The sequence below is a fragment of the Chryseobacterium cupriresistens genome, assembly GCF_046614675.1.
GTDB classification, from domain to species: Bacteria; Bacteroidota; Bacteroidia; order Flavobacteriales; family Weeksellaceae; genus Chryseobacterium; species Chryseobacterium cupriresistens.
Window position 1 is genome coordinate 53,212 of sequence record NZ_JBKKJT010000012.1, and the last position, 19,212, is coordinate 72,423.

The following is a 19,212-nucleotide window of genomic DNA, read 5'->3' on the forward strand; positions in this document are numbered from 1 at the left end:
AAAACAATGGCAACAATTAAAGTAAAGCAAGTAAGAAGCGCTATTGGTAGAACAAAAACCCAAAAGAGAACGCTTGAAGCATTAGGATTAAAAAAACTTCACCAAGTTGTAGAACACGAAGCTACTCCTTCTATCTTAGGAATGATCGCTGCAGTAAGCCACTTACTTGAAGTTCAAAAATAATTTTATAAAAGAGAAATTAAAATGAATTTAAATAACATAAAACCTGCTGCAGGATCTACTTTCAACTCAAAGAGAATTGGTAGAGGTCAAGGTAGTGGAAAAGGAGGTACTTCAACAAAAGGACACAAAGGTCAGAAAGCTAGAGCTGGTTATTCTCAAAAAATCGGTTTCGAAGGTGGACAGATGCCTTTACAAAGAAGATTACCTAAATTCGGATTCAAAAACGTAAACAGAAAAGAGTTTAGAGGAGTTAACCTTGATACTATCCAGACTTTAATCGAGAACAAATCCATCACCGGAGATATCACGAAAGAAGTTTTAGTAGCAAACGGGATAATTTCTAAAAACGAATTAGTGAAAATTATGGGTAGAGGAGAATTGAAATCTGCGGTTTCAATCTCTGCTGACAAATTCACTAAATCTGCTGAAGAGCTTATTGCTAAAGCAGGTGGAAAAGCAATTACCTTATAATACTTACTAATGAAAGAATTTATACAAACACTTAAAAATATTTGGAGTCTTAAAGAACTTAGAGATAAAATTCTCTTCACTTTAGGGATTATCCTTGTGTATAGATTCGCATCTTATATCTCGCTTCCTGCAATTAACCTTGCAGAGGTGGGAGATCTCTTAGAGCATTATAAAAATCAAGGCGGTAACAAGCAAGGAGCAGGTCTCCTTGGCTTGCTTTCGTCGTTTACGGGGGGAGCTTTCAGCCACGCTTCCGTAATGGCGTTGGGAATCATGCCTTATATTTCTGCTTCTATTATTGTTCAGTTGATGGGGATGGCTATTCCTTATCTTCAGAAGCTTCAGAAAGATGGAGAGTCAGGTAGAAATACATTGAACCAAATTACAAGATGGTTAACAATTGGAGTTTGTCTGGTACAGGCACCTTCTTACTTAACTTCTATTACTCAATTATTCTTACCATATGCTCAGTTCCAGTCTGCATACTATGTAGAGCCAAATTCAATCATGTTCTGGTTGCCAAGTATTGTTATTTTGGTTGCCGGTTCAGTATTCGCAATGTGGCTGGGTGAAAAGATTACCGATAAAGGAATCGGAAATGGTATCTCTATCCTTATTATGGTGGGGATCCTTTCAAGATTACCTGAGGCATTCGTACAGGAGATGGCCGTGCAGAACGGAAAAGGAGGAATGGGATCTATCATGATCCTTATTGAAGTATTATTCTGGATGTTGGTAGTTCTTTTAGCAGTAATCTTATCAGTAGCTGTTAGAAAAATTCCAATTCAGTATGTAAGCAGAGCTCAAGCAAGAGGAGGTGTAAACAGAAATCTTATGCAGGGAGCAAGACAATGGATTCCATTGAAAGTAAATGCTGCTGGTGTAATGCCGATTATCTTTGCCCAGGCATTGATGTTCGTACCAGGATTATTAACAAAATTCGATGAGTCTAACACTTTTCTTGCAGGTTTCAAGAATGTTTTTAGCTGGCAGTACAACGTATTGTTTGCGCTATTAATTATTATCTTCTCATTTTTCTATACTGCGATTACAATTCCGGTAAACCAGATGGCTGATGACTTGAAGAGAAATGGAGGTTTAGTACCGAAAGTAAGACCCGGTAAAGAGACCGCTGATTATTTAGATGATATTTTATCAAAAATTACCTTGCCAGGTGCAATTTTTTTATCTATCTTTGCAGTCCTTCCAGCAATTGTGCATGGAAGCTTTGTTCAGACAGATGCGTTTGCCCTATTTTTCGGGGGAACATCATTATTAATTATGGTGGGTGTAATTTTAGATACAGTTCAACAGATTAATACTTATCTGCTGAACCATCATTATGATGGCTTAATGCAGTCTAAATTATCAAGAACGACTGGATATTAATTTATGGCAAAACAAAAACATATTGAACAAGATGGCGTGATCGTGGAAGCACTTTCTAACGCCATGTTCCGTGTAGAGCTGGAAAATGGGCATATCCTTATTGCTCATATCTCCGGCAAAATGAGAATGCATTATATTAAACTTTTACCTGGAGATAAGGTAAAACTAGAAATGTCTCCCTATGATTTAACAAAAGGGAGGATCACATTTAGATATTAAAACAATTAGCCAAATGGAATACCCATTCCATTTGGCATTTGTAAAAAATAAATACTATCAAAATGAAAGTAAGAGCATCAATTAAAAAAAGAAGCGCTGATTGCAAAATCGTACGCAGAAAAGGTGTACTATTCGTAATCAACAAGAAGAACCCAAAATTTAAACAAAGACAAGGTTAACATTAAATTATGGCGAGAATTGCAGGTATTGATTTACCAAAAAACAAAAGAGGTGTTATCGGTTTAACTTACATCTATGGAGTAGGAAGAAGTACTTCTTCTGAAATCCTTAAAGCTGCCGGTATCAGCGAAGACAAGAAAGTCAACGAATGGAATGACGATGAATTGGCTGCAATCAGAACATATATCTCTGAAAACGTAAAAGTAGAAGGAGAATTGAGATCTGAAGTGCAATTGAACATCAAGAGATTGATGGACATAGGATGCCAACGAGGAATACGTCACAGACTTGGATTACCTTTAAGAGGCCAGAGAACGAAAAACAACTCTAGAACACGTAAAGGGAAGAGAAAAACTGTTGCTAACAAGAAAAAAGCTAGTAAATAATCGTTAGGAATTATGGCAAAACAAACTAAAGTAGTTAAGAAAAGAAAAGTAAAAGTTGAAGCTATTGGTGAAGCTCATATTCAGGCTTCTTTCAATAACATCATCATTTCTTTAACAAATAAAAACGGAGAGGTTATCTCTTGGGCTTCTGCCGGTAAAATGGGTTTCAGAGGTTCTAAAAAGAATACTCCATTTGCTGCTCAGATGGCAGCTGAAAATTGCTCTGCTGTAGCTCACGAAGCTGGTTTAAGAAGAGTAAAGGTGTTTGTGAAAGGTCCAGGTGCAGGTAGAGAATCTGCTATCAGATCTATCCACAATTCAGGAATTGAAGTTAGCGAAATCATTGATGTGACTCCTATGCCACACAATGGATGTAGACCACCAAAAAGAAGAAGAGTTTAATTTTTAGAATTTACCCATTATGGCAAGATATATTGGACCTAAAACTAAGATTGCTAGAAAGTTTGGTGCTGCAATCTACGGAGATGATAAAAACTTCGAAAAAAGAAAGAACCAACCGCCAGGACAACACGGTCCTAACAAAAGAAGAGGTGCTAAAAAATCAGAATATGCAATTCAGTTAGCTGAAAAACAAAAAGCTAAATATACTTACGGTATTTTAGAAAGACAGTTTGCTAACCTATTTGACAAAGCACACAGAAGTAAAGGTGTAACAGGGGAAGTTCTATTACAACTTTGTGAATCAAGATTGGATAACGTAGTATACAGATTAGGTTTTGCTAAAACAAGATCTGGAGCTAGACAATTGGTTTCTCACAGACACATCACTGTGAACGGGGAAATTCTTAATATCCCTTCTTACTTGGTAAAAGCTGGTGATGTAATCGCTGTAAGAGAAAAGTCTAAGTCTCTTGAAGTTGTTACCAATGCATTGGCTTCTAAGTCAAACTATGAGTGGTTACAATTCAACGATGAGAAGAAAGAAGGAACTTTCGTTTCTGCTCCTGAAAGAATCCAGATTCCGGAGGACATTAAGGAGAACCTTATCGTCGAACTTTACTCTAAATAATTTTTTAATCAAATTTTTGCTCAACCCAATAATATGGCAATTTTACAATTCATAAAACCCGATAAAGTAATTTTACTTAACTCTGATGAATTTAAAGGTCAATTTGAATTCAGACCTTTAGAACCAGGTTTCGGGCTTACAATCGGTAATGCTTTGAGAAGAGTGTTGCTTTCTTCTCTGGAAGGATACGCTATTTCATCTATCAAAATAGAAGGTGTAGAGCACGAATTTTCAACTATTCCAGGAGTAATCGAAGACGTTACCGAAATTATTCTTAACCTTAAGCAGGTAAGATTAAAAGCTGCAGCAGAAGGCCAGGCTAACGAGCAGGTTGTTGCTAAAGTTTCAGGTCAAACGGTTATTACTGCTGGTGATTTAGGAAAGTCTATCAATGGATTTGAGGTTCTGAACCCGGATCTAGTGATCTGCAACCTAAACAGTGATGTAACTTTCGAAATTACTTTCAATATTGAAAAAGGTAGAGGGTATGTTCCTTCTGAACAAAATAAATCAAACAATGCTCCTGTAGGAACTATTGCTATTGACTCTATTTTCACGCCGATCAAGAAAGTACAATACAGCATTGAAAATTATCGTGTAGAGCAAAAAACAGACTACGAAAAACTTGTATTAGATATAGAAACTGACGGGTCTATCAGCCCTCAGAATGCTTTAACTGAAGCTTCTAAGATATTAATTTATCACTTCATGCTATTCTCTGATGAGAGAATCACGCTTGAAACTGAAGCTGTAAAAGCATCTATCCAGTACGATGAAGAAACTCTTCACACAAGACAACTTCTTAAGTCTAAATTAGCAGATATGGATCTTTCTGTAAGAGCCCTTAACTGTCTGAAAGCGGCTGAAGTAGAAACTCTTGGAGAACTGGTTTCTTACAGTAAGTCTGATTTGATGAAATTCAGAAATTTTGGTAAAAAATCTTTGACAGAACTAGAAGAATTAGTGCATTCAAAAGGTCTTAACTTCGGTTTCGACGTTGCAAAATATAAGTTAGACGCTGATAAATAATTAATAATGAGACACGGTAAAAAATTCAATCACTTAGGAAGAACAGCTTCTCACAGAAGTGCTTTACTTTCTAATATGGCTTGTTCTCTAATTGAGCATAAAAGAATCAACACTACTGTAGCTAAAGCTAAAGCTTTAAGAGTATATGTTGAGCCTCTATTAACAAAAGCAAAAGAAGATACTACACACAACAGAAGAGTAGTATTCTCTTACCTTCAAAATAAATTTGCGGTTGCTGAATTATTCAGAACTGTAGCTCCTAAAATCGCTGAAAGAAACGGTGGTTATACAAGAATCATCAAGACAGGATTCAGACCAGGTGATGCTGCTGATACTGCTCTTATCGAGTTAGTAGATTTCAACGAGCTTTACAACCCTAATGCTGAAGAGAAAAAAGCTACAAGAAGAAGCAGAAGATCTACAACTGCTAAAAAAGCTGAAGCAGTAGTTGCTGATGCTCCTGCAGTTGAAGAGAAAGTAGAAGAAGCTAAAGCTGATACTACTGAGGAAAAAACTGAAGAATAATATTCATTCAGATATATAAAAAAACCATCCGGAATCCGGATGGTTTTTTATTTAATACTTATCAAATAAAATGTCCCTCAATATGGAAGGACATTTTTTTATTTAAATCTTTGTTCTTTTCAGCTCAATAATATTGTTACCCTGTTCAAGGTGAAGGCTGTCTCCTTTTACCCTTGCAGTCATATCATCTTTTTTGTAAATCGTTTCATCTCCTTTCGTTTCCGACTTAGGCAAGGTAAACGTTTTCTTGTTGCTGGTAATAGCTACCGTACTTTCTTTCGGATCGTTTTTAAATACTACTTTCACCAGTGTTCCGTCAGTAGCTTTATACACAAAATCTGTTTTCTCAGTTTTCTGACCGTTGATATCTACTGTCGAAGAACTTTGTGTTACCGAATCTATCTTTCCGTTGTTGTCTGTAACTACAGTTTCTGAACTGTCTGTTTTGATAACGCTTTTGTTTCCGCTTTCACTTTTTTTACAGCTGACTACTGCCAGTGCCAATACAGCACCTAGTGCTAAAAGACTTTTTTTCATGATTATATTATTTGATATTCAATTGATTTTTATATTTTAAATTTTACAAAAATCATGCCTTACAATATGAGAAATTTTAACCGTTATTTATGCATAATTCTTTTATTTTTCTCCTTGAATACTGTGTTTTCGCAGAAAGGAAATTTTGAAATTAAAGATGGACATTTCTTCCTGAACGGAAAACCATTTACCGTGTATTCAGGAGAGATGCATTATCCCAGAGTTCCGTCGGAGTATTGGAAGCATCGTCTGGAGATGATGAAAGCAATGGGTCTGAATACTGTTACGACTTACGTTTTTTGGAATTATCATGAAGAAACTCCGGGAAAATGGAATTTTTCAGGTGAAAAAGATTTGCAGAAGTTTATCAAAACGGCACAGGAAGTTGGCTTATATGTTATCATTCGTCCGGGGCCTTATGTTTGTGCAGAGTGGGAATTCGGAGGATATCCATGGTGGCTGCAGAAAAATAAAGACCTTGAAATAAGAAGAGACAACAAAGCCTTCTTAGAGGAATGCCGTAAATATATCAGTCAGCTGGCAAAGCAGATCGTACCTCTACAGATTAATAATGGCGGCCCGGTTATTATGGTACAGGCAGAGAATGAATTTGGATCTTACGTTGCCCAAAGAAAGGATATTCCGTTGGAAGAACACAGAAAATACAGTCATAAGATTAAAGATATGCTGTTGAAAAGCGGGATCTCTGTACCTTTATTTACTTCAGACGGCAGTTCACTTTTTAAAGGAGGATCTATAGAAGGTGCTTTACCTACCGCAAACGGAGAAAGCGATATTGCTGTTTTAAAGAAAAGCATCAATGAGTATAATGGTGGAAAAGGTCCTTATATGGTTGCAGAATATTATCCCGGATGGCTTGATCACTGGGCAGAGCCATTCGTTAAAGTTTCCACGGAAGAAGTGGTGAAACAAACAAAGCTTTATATAGAAAATGATATTTCTTTTAATTATTATATGATTCATGGCGGAACCAACTTTGGATTTACCAGCGGAGCCAATTACGATAAGGATCATGATATCCAGCCGGATCTTACAAGCTATGATTATGATGCTCCCATCAGTGAAGCAGGATGGGCAACCCCTAAATATAATGCGTTGAGAGAAATTTTTCAATCCATCAATAAAAGTAAGCTTCCGGATGTTCCAAAACCAGTAAAAGTCATCACCATTCCCCGGATAAAATTTTCAAAAGTAAATTCTCTGTTTGATCTTACCGATCATCAGAAACCTGTTATTAATGACCAGCCACTGACGTTTGAAGATTTGAATATCGGAAACGGATATGTTCTTTACAGAAGAAAGTTTGACAAAGACCACAAAGGGAGATTGGAAATAAAAGGACTCCGTGATTATGCGAATATTTACATCAATGGCCAATGGAAAGGCGAATTGAACAGAGTTTATAAAAAGTATGATCTTGCTATTGAAATAAAATCCGGAGACCGGCTGGAAATTCTTGTTGAAAATATGGGAAGAATCAATTACGGAGCAGAGATTGTTCATAATTTAAAAGGAATTATCAGCCCCGTAAAAATTAATGGCGCTGAAGTTTCCGGGAACTGGGAAATGCTTCCTCTTCCTTTTGATACTTTTCCAAAACATCACTTTAAAAATAAAGAAATTGCAGATCATTCACCTGTTATTCAGGAGGCAGAATTTGTGCTTGAAGAAACCGGTGATACTTTTCTTGACATGAGAAATTTTGGAAAAGGTATTGTTTTTATTAACGGAAAAAATGCAGGAAGATACTGGAGTACTGCAGGTCCTCAGCAAACACTTTACATTCCCGGAGTATGGCTGAAGAAAGGCAAAAACAGGATTCAGATCTTTGAACAGATTAAGTCCCACCATACAATAAGCAGTATTGATTATCCTATCCTTGATCAGATTGTGAAAAATAATTAATTTTAAATATGTATTTGTAATTTTTTATTTTGATTTATTATGAACTATTTATGATAATATTGTTTTTGAAGTGAAAAATTGATTAAATTTAATACAGCTAAAACACTAAACCATAACTTCAAACTCAAATAGTAATATTACACAAAGGTGTAATTGATTTCAAATTGTTTTCTGTTGAAATTTGCTTCAAACAAACAAAGTCATGAGCATTTCCATAGCCATAGTAGAAGACGAAAAAAACTACAACAATGCGTTGAAGAAGGTCATCAATTATCAGAAGGATATGAAAGTGGTTGCCCAGTTCTTTGATGGCAATGATGCCATAACGAACCTGCCAGATATCTCTCCTGATGTTGTGATGATGGATATCCAGTTACAGGACATGCTCGGAATCGAGATCATAGAAAAACTGCGAAAAGAAATTCCCGGTACCCAATTTATTATGTGTACCAGCTTTGATGATGATGAAAAGATCTTTAATTCTTTAAAGGCTGGCGCCATGGGATATCTTGTAAAAGGTGAAAGTATGGATAAGATTCTTGCTTCGATACGGGACGTATATCAGGGAGGTGCTCCTATGAGCTTTTCTATTGCAAGAAGAGTATTGAATCATTTTGAAAAAAAGCTTCCGGAAATAAAAGGCTTTGATGAACTTACGGAACGCGAAAAAGAAATTCTAGAACTCCTTTCACAGGGACTTCTTTACAAAGAAATTGCAGATAAAAAATTCATCAGTATTGACACCGTCAAGAAGCACGTAGGAAATATTTACAGAAAACTCCACGTCAACAACAAAGTGGAGGCCGTCAATAAATTTAACCAATCAAAAAACTAAGAAATTATGGAAAATTCAAATGCAACAAGTCAGGTAATCCTTGATGACAATTTAGCTTACAGAAAAGGCCCTATCGGTAATAAACTTGAACAGCTGGTTGAAGATGTGTCGGAAATGAGGCCCATTAGCCACATTCTGGCAAAAAGTTTTATTGACAGTGCTAAAAGGGGAGTTTTGCTATTTATGCAAAATCAAAATGTGAATTTTAATCTCGGAGGTATTTATGCTGTAAAACATTCATTACTGAAAAATATTTGTGACCTCATGAATGATATTAAAGCGACCTATTTAACATTCACTTTTGTACAGATAGATCCCCGGGATTCCAGGTTGCGACTTACACCTAATTCTGAAAACAAGATGATCTACATGGTGGCCTCTTTGCAAACAGAGGGGAAAAATACCATTGATGAGCATAATTATCTTATCATCAATGCCAATCAGGATCTTTCACTTAAGGATCTGAAAATCTCCGATGAGAATGTAAAAGCACTTAATGATTTTTATCTTAAGAACGGACATCAGGTATTGACTAATTATTTAGGACGAAATAATACATTTTATATCAGTTATCATATCGTTGATCTGATAGATACCCTGTCAAAAGATGATAGTGAGACATTTATCATTAATCTTTGCGAGATCAGTGATGTGAAGAAAGTCGTTTTTGAAAATAATCTTGGCGATAAATTTCGCGAAGACCAATATAAAAGACATTTTGAAACCCATGAAAAACAAATGACACTGGTTTTTAGTACAGACGAAGGATATTACGATATGGGTTCATTATATCCGTAAAATGGTAATCCAGATAATATACATCGCAGTACTCCTGGCGGCTACTGTAAAGTCCATAATTTTAGCTGGGAAGAAAGGTCTTTCCAGCCAAAACTATTTTGCGATATTTTTATTTCTTTCGCTTTGTCTGGAGCTGTATGGCCATTATAAAATATTCAATAAAGAATTTGACTTTGCTTATCTGTTTAATTATTACAGCATTTTTTTGATTATATTTTTTAACATTTACTATGCTAAAATCTTCCCTCAGAAACTCAGGATATTTTTCCGCTGCATTCTGATTGCGATACTTGCCTATATTATCCTGTTTGTAAAGTTTTATAGTGATAACTATGAAAATACATTAGGAATATTAGTATGCTTTTATTTCATCATTAATGTGTTGGTTTGGTTGTACATCAGACTGAAGAATTTTGACGAAATAAAAATTCTGGACGATCCGCATTTCTGGGTTTCCTGTGGTTTACTTTTTTGGAGTATTTTCTTTATTTTCAGATCTATACCCATGTTTTTTCTTCGGGATAATGATCCGGGGCTTCTGCAAATTCTAAAAGTGATGCAGTATTGTGTAAATATCATTATGTATGGAATGTTCTATATTGCTTTAAGGAAATTTGAAAATAAAAACACAATATGAAGCAACTGCCGGATACAATAAGATTGGCTTATATTATTGCTGTTATTTTATTAATAACTTTTGTCATCTTTATTGTTTTAATAGTTGTTCTGTATAACAAAAGACAGCTTTTTTTTATTCAGCAGCAAAAGCTTAAAGAATCTGAACACCAGAACCAGCTCCTTCAGAAAGAACTGGAAAAACAAAAGGTGCTGGAACAGGAGCGGGAACGTATCTCCCACGATATGCATGATGATCTTGGAGCCGGAATTTCTGCATTGAAGCTCCAGGCAGAATTTCTGAAACAGAAAGCGGAAGATGATGATCTGTTAAACGACATCGATGAGCTTCTGAAAACCTCCGAAGAAATGAATATTTCCATGAGAGAAATGCTCTGGAGCCTGAACTCAGGAAATGACACCTTAGGAAGCTTTATCGATTATGCTGTCCTTTATACCGGAAACTTTTTGAAGAAAACAAAAATAATCGTGTATTCAGAATATGAAAATATCATAGCAGAAACACCGATTTCCACCGAAATGAGACGTAATCTTTTTCTTTGTCTGAAAGAAGCCGTTAATAACGTTTATAAACATAGCCGTGCCAACAGCCTGAAGCTTTCATTTTCGCAGGAAGAAAATAACTTTTCTATGAAAATCTCTGATAACGGAAAGGGAATTTCCGACGGCCATAAAGAAGGGAATGGTCTTAGAAATATGAAACGAAGAATGAGCGAATTATCCGGCGATTGTACAATCATTTCCGGAAATCCCGGAACCTGTCTGGTCTTCAAAACCAAATTATAAATTACCCTTTTGTGTAATTGACTGGTCCGTTTTTTAGAGAGAAATTTGATACATAAAATCAAAGGCCATGAAAACTCTTATTAACGACAGTATCGAAGATCTGGAAGCTGCTTTAAAAAACAGCAGTGATCTTCAGGAAAAGTTCAGAATAAATCCTGTAGAGGCCATAAAAAATGTAGAAATAAGAAATCCTAAGGATACAGACTACTGGATTTACAGGATTATTGTCCTGATGCTCGGGCTGGCAGTTATCGCAATCATTGCAGGGCTTATACTCATTGCTTACTGGAATGACGGCTCCTCCAAAGATAATCAGCTGGTCACTATATTTGCTACTATTTCATCAGGAGCAATAGGTGCCCTGGCCGGTCTTTTATCTCCCACACCCAGAAAATAATATAACCCTATATGCCGTATCATAAAGCTCACTTTTCAAGGTGAGTTTTGTTATGATCTTCCATTTTTTAATTCCTGATCTATTCCCTCAAAAATGGGGAATTATCATAATATAAATTAACTAAAATTTAACTTGGATTTATTTCAAAAAAATGCTGTGAAATACCCTTGAAAGTTAAATTTTGATTAAATTTGTCTAAACTAAAAAAATTAAAAAATGAGTGCAATTTCTTACATAGAAGCAAGACAGATTTTAGATTCCAGAGGAAATCCTACCATTGAAGTAGATGTATTTACAGAAAGCGGGGCAATGGGCCGTGCAGCTGTACCTTCAGGAGCATCTACAGGAGAACACGAGGCGGTAGAATTACGTGACGGTGGTTCAGAATATCTGGGAAAAGGAGTTCTGAAAGCTGTTGAAAATGTAAAAGAAGTAATTGCAGAGAATTTAGTAGGACAGCCGGTTTTTGAACAAAACTATATCGATCAGATTATGATTGATCTTGATGGAACGCCTAACAAAGGAAATCTTGGTGCCAATGCTATTCTTGGTGTTTCTTTGGCCGTAGCAAGAGCTGCCGCTGCAGAATTGGGAATGCCTCTTTATAAATATGTAGGTGGCGTGAACGCCAACACACTTCCTGTTCCAATGATGAATGTAATCAACGGTGGATCTCACTCAGATGCTCCTATCGCATTCCAGGAATTCATGATTATGCCGGTAAAAGCTGATTCTTTCTCTCATGCATTGAGAAAAGGAACTGAAATTTTCCACAACCTAAAGTCTATTCTTCATTCAAGAGGTTTATCTACTGCGGTAGGTGATGAAGGTGGTTTTGCACCAACTTTCAAAGGAACTGAAGATGCTTTGGATACTTTACTTCAAGCTATTGAAAAAGCAGGTTATAAGCCAGGTGACGATATTATGTTGGCACTTGACTGTGCGGCTTCGGAATTCTACAAAGACGGAATCTATGATTACAGAAAATTCCAGACTCCGGATGCAGCCCAGTTTTCAAGCAGCGAGCAGGTTTCTTACTTAGCGGAACTGGCTGCAAAATATCCAATCATTTCAATTGAAGATGGTATGCAGGAAAACGATTGGGAAGGTTGGAAAATGTTAACAGATAAAATTGGTGACAGAGTACAGCTGGTAGGAGATGATTTATTTGTAACCAACGTAGAAAGATTATCCAGAGGAGTAAAAGAAAATATTGCGAACTCTATCCTTGTAAAAGTAAACCAGATCGGTTCTCTTTCTGAAACAATGGCTGCTGTACAAATGGCTCAGAATAACAAATTCACTTCAGTGATGTCTCACAGATCAGGAGAAACCGAAGACTCTACAATTGCTGATTTAGCGGTAGCAATGAACTGTGGACAGATCAAAACCGGTTCAGCTTCAAGATCAGACAGAATGGCAAAATACAACCAGTTATTAAGAATTGAAGAAGCTTTAGGCGAAACTGCAATTTTCCCGGGATTAGAAGCTTTTAAAATCAAAAGATAATTAATCGAATTTATAAATAACGGCAAGCGAAATTTTTAGTTTGCCGTATTTTATGGAAAGTGGTATATTTAAAAAAAATAAATAAATAATGTCAGACAACAAAGTAATATTGAATTACGACGGTAATTCATATGAATATCCAATCGTGGATAGTACTATCGGAGACAGAGGGATTGATATTTCAAAATTAAGAGACCAGACAGGTTTAATCACTCTGGATTTAGGTTACAAAAATACAGGAGCTACTATTAGCGACATCACTTACTTAGACGGAGATAAAGGAGAATTATTTTACAGAGGTTATCCAATCGAGCAGATTGCTGAAAAATCTAACTTCACTGAAGTAATGTATCTTTTATTACATGGAGAATTACCTACTCAGGATCAGTTTACTTCATTCGACAATAATATTAAAAAATACAACTTCATCGCAGACGAAATGAAAAAAATCATTGATGTTTTTCCTCGTTCTGCCCACCCTATGGGAGTTTTATCTTCTTTAACGTCTGCTTTAACAGCCTTCAACCCGAAAGCTGTTAACGTAAACTCTAAAGAAGAAATGGATCACGCTGCTGAGCTTATGATCGCTAAGTTCTCTCACCTTTGTGCATGGACTTACAGAAAAACTCAGGGCTTACCATTAAACCACGGTGATAACAACCTGAACTACGTAGAGAACTTCTACAAAATGGCATTCAGATTACCAAACGCTGATTTCGAAATCGATCCGGTAGTTGTAAATGCTTTAGATAAATTATTAATCCTTCACGCAGACCACGAACAAAACTGTTCTACTTCTACAGTAAGAATGGTAGGTTCTGCCCACACAGGTCTTTTCGCTTCTATCTCTGCCGGAGTATCTGCACTTTGGGGACCACTTCACGGTGGTGCTAACCAGGCTGTAATCGAAATGCTTGAACTGATCGAGAAAGACGGTGGTGACGTATCTAAATATGTTGCTAAAGCTAAAGATAAGAATGATAACTTCCGTTTAATGGGATTCGGACACAGAGTGTACAAAAACTTCGACCCAAGAGCGAAAATCATCAAGAAAGCTGCTGACGATATCCTTAAAGCATTAGGTATCCAGGATAAAGCTCTTGACATTGCAATGCAGCTGGAAAGAGTAGCGCTGGAAGACGAATACTTCGTAGAAAGAAAACTATATCCAAACGTAGACTTCTACTCAGGTATCATCTACAGAGCGTTAGGAATCCCTACAGAAATGTTCACCGTAATGTTTGCATTAGGAAGACTTCCGGGATGGATTTCTCAGTGGAAAGAAATGAGACTGAAAGGAGACCCGATCGGAAGACCAAGACAGGTTTACCAAGGTGCTCAGCAAAGAAACTACATCGATATTGCAAGCAGATAATATTTGCTTATACTATAAAAAAATCCCAAAGCATGCTTTGGGATTTTTTATTTATATCAATTAGCTCAATAAGAAAGCCTGCTTTTTTAAGCAGGCTTTCTTTGTTTATTAAGGACACTGGCATCTGTCGCAAGTCCAGATATAACAGTTTCCTGCATCATCCCATTCACAGCATCTTCTGCCTGTTGAGATTGGAGCGCCTCCCATTACGGATTTTTGTTGATCTCTTCCTAACTTTTGTGCGTTTTTCAGCACCGGATTGTTCTTGTTCATGACTTTGATTTTTGGTGTTAATAGTTCAATTTTAAGGTTTATAATTTCGCGAAAATTATATCACTAATATAGGAAATTAAATAATATGATTATCTATTTTTTTGTTCTTATGTAGATGGAAAATAGTAAGTTGTAGATGTTTTTGGAACTATTCACTACAGTTGGCTCTGCATACAAGCAAATTTTGCCGAAGGGGGTTGATTTTGGGAACCAAATTTAATACATAAAATAATCCAAAAGTTTTATAGGTAGAGACCTTTACTTATATTTGTAGTATTGCATAAATCTTTATGAGACTAAACATTAAAAACGAAACGGGCAGGCTGAAGTCAGTAGTTCTGGGCCAGCCTAATTCATTGGGGCCGGTTCCCACACTAGAGGAAAGTTATGACGCAAAGTCATATTACTCAATCGAACACAACATTTATCCTAAAGAAGAGGATATTATCAATGAAATGAACGCTTTTGAAGCGGTTTTAAAAAAGTATGGCGTTGAAGTACTGCGTCCCAGCATCATCAAAGATTACAATCAGGTTTTTTCAAGAGATGTAGCCTTTGTAATTGATGATAAAATGATCATTTCCAATGTGATTGCAGACAGAGCAGACGAGCAGGAAGCCTATAAAAGTGTTTTTGAAAAAGTAGCATGGAGAAAGATCATTAATCTTCCGGAAACTGCACATATCGAAGGAGGTGATGTGATCGTATGGAATGACTTCCTTTTCATCGGAACCTGCTTCAGTGAAGATTACAGAAACTATAAGACGGCAAGAACCAATGAATATGCCATTGAAATCTTAAAAGAATATTTTCCGAAGAAAAGAATCATTGACCTGGAGCTGAAGAAAAATGATAAGGTTCCTTTTGAAGGCATTCTGCATTTGGATTGTACATTTAATCCGGTAGGTGAAGACAAATGTATTATTTATAAAAACGGATTTGTAGATGAAAGCGACTACCGTTTAATCATTGATATTTTCGGAGAAGAAAACTGTTTCCATATCAATGATGAAGAAATGTTTGAAATGTTCCCGAATATTTTCTCCATTTCTCCTGATGTTGTCGTTTCGGACAAAGCATTCACAAGAATGAATAACCACCTGAGAAACGAGTGGGGAATGACTGTTGAAGAAATTCCTTACAGAGAAATCTCTAAAATGGGAGGCTTGCTGAGATGCTCTACAATGCCGCTTGTGAGAGAGTAATTGAGTTGGAGAGTTTTAGGGTTTGAGAGCGGAGAAGTTTTAGAGTCTGAGCGTTAGAGTGTTGGTGGGTTTGAATATTTTTTTAATTTTAAAAAAATATTTGGGTATGTCGACAATTAAATTTCATCAGGACTTAAAAGTGTATCAAAAATCATTTGAAACAGCTCAACTGATTTATGAACTCTCAAAATCTTTTCCAAAAGAAGAACTTTAATCACTTACAGATCAGATAAGAAGATCATCAAGATCTGTAACGGCAAATATTAGTGAGGCTTGGGGCAAAAGAAAATATGAAAAATCCTTCATCGCTAAGCTTACAGACTCAGAGGGTGAAGCAAGAGAAACCCAAACATGGCTTCAGTTTGCTTTTGCCTGCCATTATATGAATGACGAGCAATATAATAATTTGCACAACAAGTATAACCAAATAATAGGGATGTTAGTTAACATGATGAGCCAGTCAGAAAAGTGGTGTTCATTTTCTTCGGTGAATAAAGAAGATAATAATTTGTAAAACGCTGTTCAGACACTCAAACTCTCATACACTAACACCCTCAAACTTAGAAAAAATGCAAACAACAGATACAGTATTAATGATAGAACCGATTGCATTCGGTTACAACGCTGAAACGGCGAAAAACAATTACTTTCAGGTAGAACAGACAGGCTCTGATATCCAGTCAAAAGCGTTGGCAGAATTCAACACCTTTGTCGGAAAGCTGAGAGAAAAGGGAATTAATGTAATCACTATAAAAGATACGTTGGATCCCCACACTCCGGATTCTATTTTCCCGAATAACTGGGTAAGTTTCCATAAAGACGGAAAAGTGGTTTTGTACCCGATGTTCGCTTCCAACAGAAGAGTGGAAAGAAGAGAAGATATTATCGAAAGTATCAAAGATCAAGGGTTTGAAGTGGCTGAAATTGATGACTGGTCTTTCTCTGAAACCCAAGGACACTTTCTGGAAGGAACAGGAAGTATGATTTTTGATCACGATAACAAAATTGCTTACGGTTCTGTTTCTTTGAGGCTGGATGAAAAACTGTTCAGAGAATTCTGTACAAAATACGGATTTACTCCCGTTGTATTCCATTCTTTCCAGACTGTAGGCACAGAAAGGCTTCCAATCTATCACACCAATGTAATGATGTGTGTAGCCGATAAATTTGTCGTAATCTGCCTTGACTGTATTGATGATGAACTTGAAAGAGGAAAAGTAGTGGAAGCTATTAAAGGATCCAGAAAAGAAATCATTGAAATTTCTGAAGAACAGATGCAGCAGTTTGCCGGAAATATGCTTCAGGTTCAGAATAAAGAAGGCAAAAAATTCCTGGTCATGAGCCAGACTGCTTACCAGTCTTTAACTCCGGAACAGGTAGCTGCTATTGAAAAATACTGCGAAATTATCTATTCAGACCTGAATACCATTGAAGTAAATGGTGGAGGAAGCGCAAGATGTATGCTTGCTGAGGTTTTTCTTCCAAAAAAATAATATATTTACAAAAAAATTAATTGAAACCATTATCAAGTAAAGGTTTACATATTCTTCTGACTTTGGAAACAGAGTCAGAAGATTTGTTATTAGACAGCAAAGGTTTTCTGGCGTTTACAGAAGGAATTCTGGAAACCAAAGAGGTGGAAATTGTAGGCGTTACCAATCATATTTTTGAGAATGACAGCTTTACTTCCGCCGTGATCCTTAAAGAGTCTCACCTTTGTATCCACACGTGGCCGGAATTTAAACAGCTTACTTTCGATGTTTTCCTTTGTAATTATACCCAGGACAATACCACAAAAGTAGAGCAGATTGCAGATGAAGTGGTTCAGTATTTTAAAGCTAATACCATTCAAAAACACAAAATTTACAGATAAAAATGCACTATGTCTGCCCAGCATGCGAATCCGAAAATACATTAGATCTCACCTTTCCTGTTGAAGAATACGTTTGTATGACCTGCTCCCATCTCATTGATGTAGCCTGGAACAAAAAAATTAAACATCTGAAAGTCCCAACGGAAAATGTTGTATTGGATGTCGGACAAAAAGGAAAAATTGACGGTACGGAATATACGGTTGTTGCGATTACTGTTAAAAAATACGGAAACAGTATTTTCTGGCGTGAATATTCTTTAAAAGACAGCAAAGGAAATGATGCTTTCCTGAGTGAGAGCGATGGACATTGGGTTTTCCTGATTTCTATACATCCTGATGATTTTAAAGGCAAGGATTCAAAATTTCCAACCTATCTCGGACGAACCTACCGGTGGTACGAAAATACTCCATGCACTATTGACGCTGCAGCCGGATTTTTTGATGAACATCTGGATTTCACCATTGCTACCTACAAAGAGTATGTCAACGGAACCCGTATGATCTCTCAGGAGAAGACCAGCAGAAAAAGCCAGTATTTCTATGGAGTTCACATTTCAAAATATGAAGTTAAGAAAGCTTTTAAAATAGCTAATCTGCCCTATTATACGGGAATAGGGATTGTTCAGCCCTATTATTTCGATATCAGACAAGCCGTGAACATCTTTTGTGTGGCTGCATTAATGATTTGTCTGCTCCAGATGTATGTCTACACTTCAAGAACGAACGAAACCGTTTTTGCAGAGACTATCAATTTTGCAGATGTAAAAGACAAAGAGCTGGTCAGCAAAAGCTTTACCTTGTCCGGCGGTTCAGCTCCGTTAAAGGTGAATGCTTTTTCAGGTGTTGATAATTCCTGGGCGAATGTTCAGCTAAGCCTTGTGAATGAGAATACCAACGAAATTATCTATACCTCCAAAGATATCGAACAGTATCATGGGTACGAAGGTGGAGAAAGCTGGACAGAAGGAAGCCAGTCCGAAGATTTTAACCTGTGTGGAGTAGGCTCCGGGAAATATCATTTCATTATTTCCGCCGAAAAAGAAGGAGGCTTACCCTCATTTTCAGGTCTTACATCTCCTGATTCGAAGGTCGTGATTTCACGGGATAAATCAGGAACAATTGAGGTTACTGATATATTCAAGGTGCAGACCAAGACTTTTACAGACGGACAGACGCTGGAAAAAGATACATCAGAAGTAATCAGACTTGCCAAAGAATCGTTCGGAACTCAGAAACTGGATTCCCTGATTAATACTGAAGCCCTTAGACTTACTACAGATCCTATTTCAAGCAATACCTATGTACAACTCAAAGCAACCTGGCTTCCCGTTTCATTCTGGAACTTCGGAATTATTTTATTCATAATGATTGCTCTGTTTGTGGCGATGTGGATAGGAAAACATTACTTTAATGTAAACAAATGGAAGAATAGTTCAAACTCACCTTATCCTGCCAATGATAACTAATATAACCAATTACATAAGACAAAACTGGATACTCTGCCTGATCGGAGGATTTTTCATGACCTGGTTTGTATACCTTACGTACCGGGGAAATCAGGTCTGCGACTGTGCCAAAACGGAAACATACCGCGACGGAACCACAAGAAGCCATTCCAGAGTAGGATTCTACAGATACTATCACAAATAA

Annotated in this window: 26 protein-coding genes and 1 pseudogene; 25 read left to right on the top strand and 2 right to left on the bottom strand. The window is 36.7% G+C overall.

Annotated features, from left to right (window positions below; translation table 11 throughout):
* Positions 1–6 precede the first annotated feature (6 nt).
* The 10 genes from rpmD (at position 7) to rplQ (ending at position 5,412) form a co-directional block, all read left to right on the top strand.
* A complete protein-coding gene (gene rpmD, locus ACLI50_RS21330; protein WP_029297759.1) occupies positions 7–183 on the top strand; it encodes a 50S ribosomal protein L30 in 177 nt (58 codons plus the stop codon).
* A 21-nt stretch (positions 184–204) separates the two neighbouring features.
* On the top strand, positions 205–654 hold the full coding sequence (gene rplO, locus ACLI50_RS21335) for a 50S ribosomal protein L15 (RefSeq protein ID WP_110008553.1): 450 nt from the start codon (positions 205–207) through the stop codon (positions 652–654).
* A 9-nt stretch (positions 655–663) separates the two neighbouring features.
* Positions 664–2,043, top strand: coding sequence for a preprotein translocase subunit SecY (gene secY, locus ACLI50_RS21340; protein ID WP_002983253.1), 1,380 nt, complete (start codon positions 664–666; stop codon positions 2,041–2,043).
* Between the two features lie 3 nt (positions 2,044–2,046).
* Positions 2,047–2,262, top strand: a complete 216-nt coding sequence (infA, locus tag ACLI50_RS21345; RefSeq protein WP_002983257.1) for a translation initiation factor IF-1 — start codon at positions 2,047–2,049, stop codon at positions 2,260–2,262.
* A gap of 62 nt (positions 2,263–2,324) precedes the next feature.
* Entirely contained in the window at positions 2,325–2,441 is a 117-nt protein-coding gene (rpmJ, locus tag ACLI50_RS21350) for a 50S ribosomal protein L36 (RefSeq protein WP_007839480.1), read from the top strand.
* A gap of 9 nt (positions 2,442–2,450) precedes the next feature.
* Entirely contained in the window at positions 2,451–2,828 is a 378-nt protein-coding gene (rpsM, locus tag ACLI50_RS21355) for a 30S ribosomal protein S13 (protein WP_002983260.1), read from the top strand.
* Positions 2,829–2,840: 12 nt separating this feature from the next.
* Positions 2,841–3,230, top strand: a complete 390-nt coding sequence (rpsK, locus tag ACLI50_RS21360) for a 30S ribosomal protein S11 (protein WP_002983263.1) — start codon at positions 2,841–2,843, stop codon at positions 3,228–3,230.
* Between the two features lie 19 nt (positions 3,231–3,249).
* Positions 3,250–3,858: a 30S ribosomal protein S4 gene (rpsD, locus tag ACLI50_RS21365; RefSeq protein WP_110008554.1), complete on the top strand. Its 609-nt coding sequence runs from the start codon at positions 3,250–3,252 to the stop codon at positions 3,856–3,858.
* Positions 3,859–3,891: 33 nt separating this feature from the next.
* A complete protein-coding gene (locus tag ACLI50_RS21370) occupies positions 3,892–4,887 on the top strand; it encodes a DNA-directed RNA polymerase subunit alpha (protein WP_047376582.1) in 996 nt (331 codons plus the stop codon).
* A gap of 6 nt (positions 4,888–4,893) precedes the next feature.
* Positions 4,894–5,412, top strand: a complete 519-nt coding sequence (gene rplQ, locus ACLI50_RS21375) for a 50S ribosomal protein L17 (RefSeq protein ID WP_110008555.1) — start codon at positions 4,894–4,896, stop codon at positions 5,410–5,412.
* A gap of 102 nt (positions 5,413–5,514) precedes the next feature.
* Here rplQ and ACLI50_RS21380 read toward each other — a convergent pair whose 3' ends face one another.
* Complete coding sequence (locus ACLI50_RS21380; protein ID WP_137905027.1) at positions 5,515–5,949, bottom strand: hypothetical protein; 435 nt, start codon at positions 5,947–5,949, stop codon at positions 5,515–5,517.
* Positions 5,950–6,015: 66 nt separating this feature from the next.
* Between ACLI50_RS21380 and ACLI50_RS21385 the strand changes: the two genes are divergently transcribed.
* The 8 genes from ACLI50_RS21385 (at position 6,016) to ACLI50_RS21420 (ending at position 14,211) form a co-directional block, all read left to right on the top strand.
* Positions 6,016–7,875, top strand: a complete 1,860-nt coding sequence (locus ACLI50_RS21385; protein ID WP_411414601.1) for a glycoside hydrolase family 35 protein — start codon at positions 6,016–6,018, stop codon at positions 7,873–7,875.
* A gap of 202 nt (positions 7,876–8,077) precedes the next feature.
* Positions 8,078–8,710: a response regulator gene (locus tag ACLI50_RS21390; RefSeq protein ID WP_202840842.1), complete on the top strand. Its 633-nt coding sequence runs from the start codon at positions 8,078–8,080 to the stop codon at positions 8,708–8,710.
* A gap of 6 nt (positions 8,711–8,716) precedes the next feature.
* Entirely contained in the window at positions 8,717–9,508 is a 792-nt protein-coding gene (locus tag ACLI50_RS21395; RefSeq protein WP_202840841.1) for a hypothetical protein, read from the top strand.
* A 1-nt stretch (position 9,509) separates the two neighbouring features.
* Positions 9,510–10,145 (top strand): hypothetical protein, encoded by a 636-nt coding sequence (locus tag ACLI50_RS21400; RefSeq protein WP_411414602.1) that lies wholly within the window; start codon positions 9,510–9,512, stop codon positions 10,143–10,145.
* Complete coding sequence (locus ACLI50_RS21405; RefSeq protein WP_411414603.1) at positions 10,142–10,930, top strand: sensor histidine kinase; 789 nt, start codon at positions 10,142–10,144, stop codon at positions 10,928–10,930. Before ACLI50_RS21400 ends, ACLI50_RS21405 begins: the two co-directional genes overlap by 4 nt.
* Before the next feature lie 67 nt (positions 10,931–10,997).
* The gene (locus ACLI50_RS21410; protein WP_330745118.1) at positions 10,998–11,327 is read left to right on the top strand and encodes a hypothetical protein; all 330 of its coding nucleotides are present in this window, start codon (positions 10,998–11,000) and stop codon (positions 11,325–11,327) included.
* A 216-nt stretch (positions 11,328–11,543) separates the two neighbouring features.
* Positions 11,544–12,836: a phosphopyruvate hydratase gene (eno, locus tag ACLI50_RS21415; protein ID WP_047427629.1), complete on the top strand. Its 1,293-nt coding sequence runs from the start codon at positions 11,544–11,546 to the stop codon at positions 12,834–12,836.
* Positions 12,837–12,924: 88 nt separating this feature from the next.
* Complete coding sequence (locus ACLI50_RS21420; RefSeq protein ID WP_110008563.1) at positions 12,925–14,211, top strand: citrate synthase; 1,287 nt, start codon at positions 12,925–12,927, stop codon at positions 14,209–14,211.
* A gap of 108 nt (positions 14,212–14,319) precedes the next feature.
* On the opposite strand, the gene ACLI50_RS21425 is transcribed toward ACLI50_RS21420, so the two are convergent.
* On the bottom strand, positions 14,320–14,484 hold the full coding sequence (locus ACLI50_RS21425; protein WP_156121335.1) for a hypothetical protein: 165 nt from the start codon (positions 14,482–14,484) through the stop codon (positions 14,320–14,322).
* A 290-nt stretch (positions 14,485–14,774) separates the two neighbouring features.
* Between ACLI50_RS21425 and ACLI50_RS21430 the strand changes: the two genes are divergently transcribed.
* The 7 genes and pseudogenes from ACLI50_RS21430 to ACLI50_RS21455 all read left to right on the top strand — a co-directional run bounded on the left by ACLI50_RS21430 (position 14,775) and on the right by ACLI50_RS21455 (position 19,212).
* Positions 14,775–15,689: a dimethylarginine dimethylaminohydrolase family protein gene (locus ACLI50_RS21430; RefSeq protein ID WP_076596983.1), complete on the top strand. Its 915-nt coding sequence runs from the start codon at positions 14,775–14,777 to the stop codon at positions 15,687–15,689.
* Between the two features lie 106 nt (positions 15,690–15,795).
* Positions 15,796–15,903, top strand: a complete 108-nt coding sequence (locus ACLI50_RS22670; protein WP_432205878.1) for a four helix bundle protein — start codon at positions 15,796–15,798, stop codon at positions 15,901–15,903.
* Between the two features lie 12 nt (positions 15,904–15,915).
* A pseudogene (locus ACLI50_RS21435) lies at positions 15,916–16,203 on the top strand (four helix bundle protein); the annotation flags it as partial.
* A 55-nt stretch (positions 16,204–16,258) separates the two neighbouring features.
* A complete protein-coding gene (gene ctlX, locus ACLI50_RS21440) occupies positions 16,259–17,182 on the top strand; it encodes a citrulline utilization hydrolase CtlX (protein ID WP_411414604.1) in 924 nt (307 codons plus the stop codon).
* Positions 17,183–17,202: 20 nt separating this feature from the next.
* On the top strand, positions 17,203–17,562 hold the full coding sequence (locus tag ACLI50_RS21445; protein ID WP_202840833.1) for an S-adenosylmethionine decarboxylase family protein: 360 nt from the start codon (positions 17,203–17,205) through the stop codon (positions 17,560–17,562).
* A gap of 2 nt (positions 17,563–17,564) precedes the next feature.
* Positions 17,565–19,028, top strand: coding sequence for a DUF4178 domain-containing protein (locus ACLI50_RS21450; RefSeq protein ID WP_411414605.1), 1,464 nt, complete (start codon positions 17,565–17,567; stop codon positions 19,026–19,028).
* On the top strand, positions 19,018–19,212 hold the full coding sequence (locus ACLI50_RS21455; protein ID WP_167456636.1) for a hypothetical protein: 195 nt from the start codon (positions 19,018–19,020) through the stop codon (positions 19,210–19,212). The genes ACLI50_RS21450 and ACLI50_RS21455 overlap by 11 nt, the downstream gene beginning before the upstream one ends.

Coding starts and splice junctions, on each gene's coding strand:
- rpmD (WP_029297759.1), top strand. CDS start 7: ATGGCAACAATTAAAGTAAAGCAAGTAAGAAGCGCTATTGGTAGAACA.
- rplO (WP_110008553.1), top strand. CDS start 205: ATGAATTTAAATAACATAAAACCTGCTGCAGGATCTACTTTCAACTCA.
- secY (WP_002983253.1), top strand. CDS start 664: ATGAAAGAATTTATACAAACACTTAAAAATATTTGGAGTCTTAAAGAA.
- infA (WP_002983257.1), top strand. CDS start 2,047: ATGGCAAAACAAAAACATATTGAACAAGATGGCGTGATCGTGGAAGCA.
- rpmJ (WP_007839480.1), top strand. CDS start 2,325: ATGAAAGTAAGAGCATCAATTAAAAAAAGAAGCGCTGATTGCAAAATC.
- rpsM (WP_002983260.1), top strand. CDS start 2,451: ATGGCGAGAATTGCAGGTATTGATTTACCAAAAAACAAAAGAGGTGTT.
- rpsK (WP_002983263.1), top strand. CDS start 2,841: ATGGCAAAACAAACTAAAGTAGTTAAGAAAAGAAAAGTAAAAGTTGAA.
- rpsD (WP_110008554.1), top strand. CDS start 3,250: ATGGCAAGATATATTGGACCTAAAACTAAGATTGCTAGAAAGTTTGGT.
- ACLI50_RS21370 (WP_047376582.1), top strand. CDS start 3,892: ATGGCAATTTTACAATTCATAAAACCCGATAAAGTAATTTTACTTAAC.
- rplQ (WP_110008555.1), top strand. CDS start 4,894: ATGAGACACGGTAAAAAATTCAATCACTTAGGAAGAACAGCTTCTCAC.
- ACLI50_RS21380 (WP_137905027.1), bottom strand. CDS start 5,949: ATGAAAAAAAGTCTTTTAGCACTAGGTGCTGTATTGGCACTGGCAGTA.
- ACLI50_RS21385 (WP_411414601.1), top strand. CDS start 6,016: ATGAGAAATTTTAACCGTTATTTATGCATAATTCTTTTATTTTTCTCC.
- ACLI50_RS21390 (WP_202840842.1), top strand. CDS start 8,078: ATGAGCATTTCCATAGCCATAGTAGAAGACGAAAAAAACTACAACAAT.
- ACLI50_RS21395 (WP_202840841.1), top strand. CDS start 8,717: ATGGAAAATTCAAATGCAACAAGTCAGGTAATCCTTGATGACAATTTA.
- ACLI50_RS21400 (WP_411414602.1), top strand. CDS start 9,510: ATGGTAATCCAGATAATATACATCGCAGTACTCCTGGCGGCTACTGTA.
- ACLI50_RS21405 (WP_411414603.1), top strand. CDS start 10,142: ATGAAGCAACTGCCGGATACAATAAGATTGGCTTATATTATTGCTGTT.
- ACLI50_RS21410 (WP_330745118.1), top strand. CDS start 10,998: ATGAAAACTCTTATTAACGACAGTATCGAAGATCTGGAAGCTGCTTTA.
- eno (WP_047427629.1), top strand. CDS start 11,544: ATGAGTGCAATTTCTTACATAGAAGCAAGACAGATTTTAGATTCCAGA.
- ACLI50_RS21420 (WP_110008563.1), top strand. CDS start 12,925: ATGTCAGACAACAAAGTAATATTGAATTACGACGGTAATTCATATGAA.
- ACLI50_RS21425 (WP_156121335.1), bottom strand. CDS start 14,484: ATGAACAAGAACAATCCGGTGCTGAAAAACGCACAAAAGTTAGGAAGA.
- ACLI50_RS21430 (WP_076596983.1), top strand. CDS start 14,775: ATGAGACTAAACATTAAAAACGAAACGGGCAGGCTGAAGTCAGTAGTT.
- ACLI50_RS22670 (WP_432205878.1), top strand. CDS start 15,796: ATGTCGACAATTAAATTTCATCAGGACTTAAAAGTGTATCAAAAATCA.
- ctlX (WP_411414604.1), top strand. CDS start 16,259: ATGCAAACAACAGATACAGTATTAATGATAGAACCGATTGCATTCGGT.
- ACLI50_RS21450 (WP_411414605.1), top strand. CDS start 17,565: ATGCACTATGTCTGCCCAGCATGCGAATCCGAAAATACATTAGATCTC.
- ACLI50_RS21455 (WP_167456636.1), top strand. CDS start 19,018: ATGATAACTAATATAACCAATTACATAAGACAAAACTGGATACTCTGC.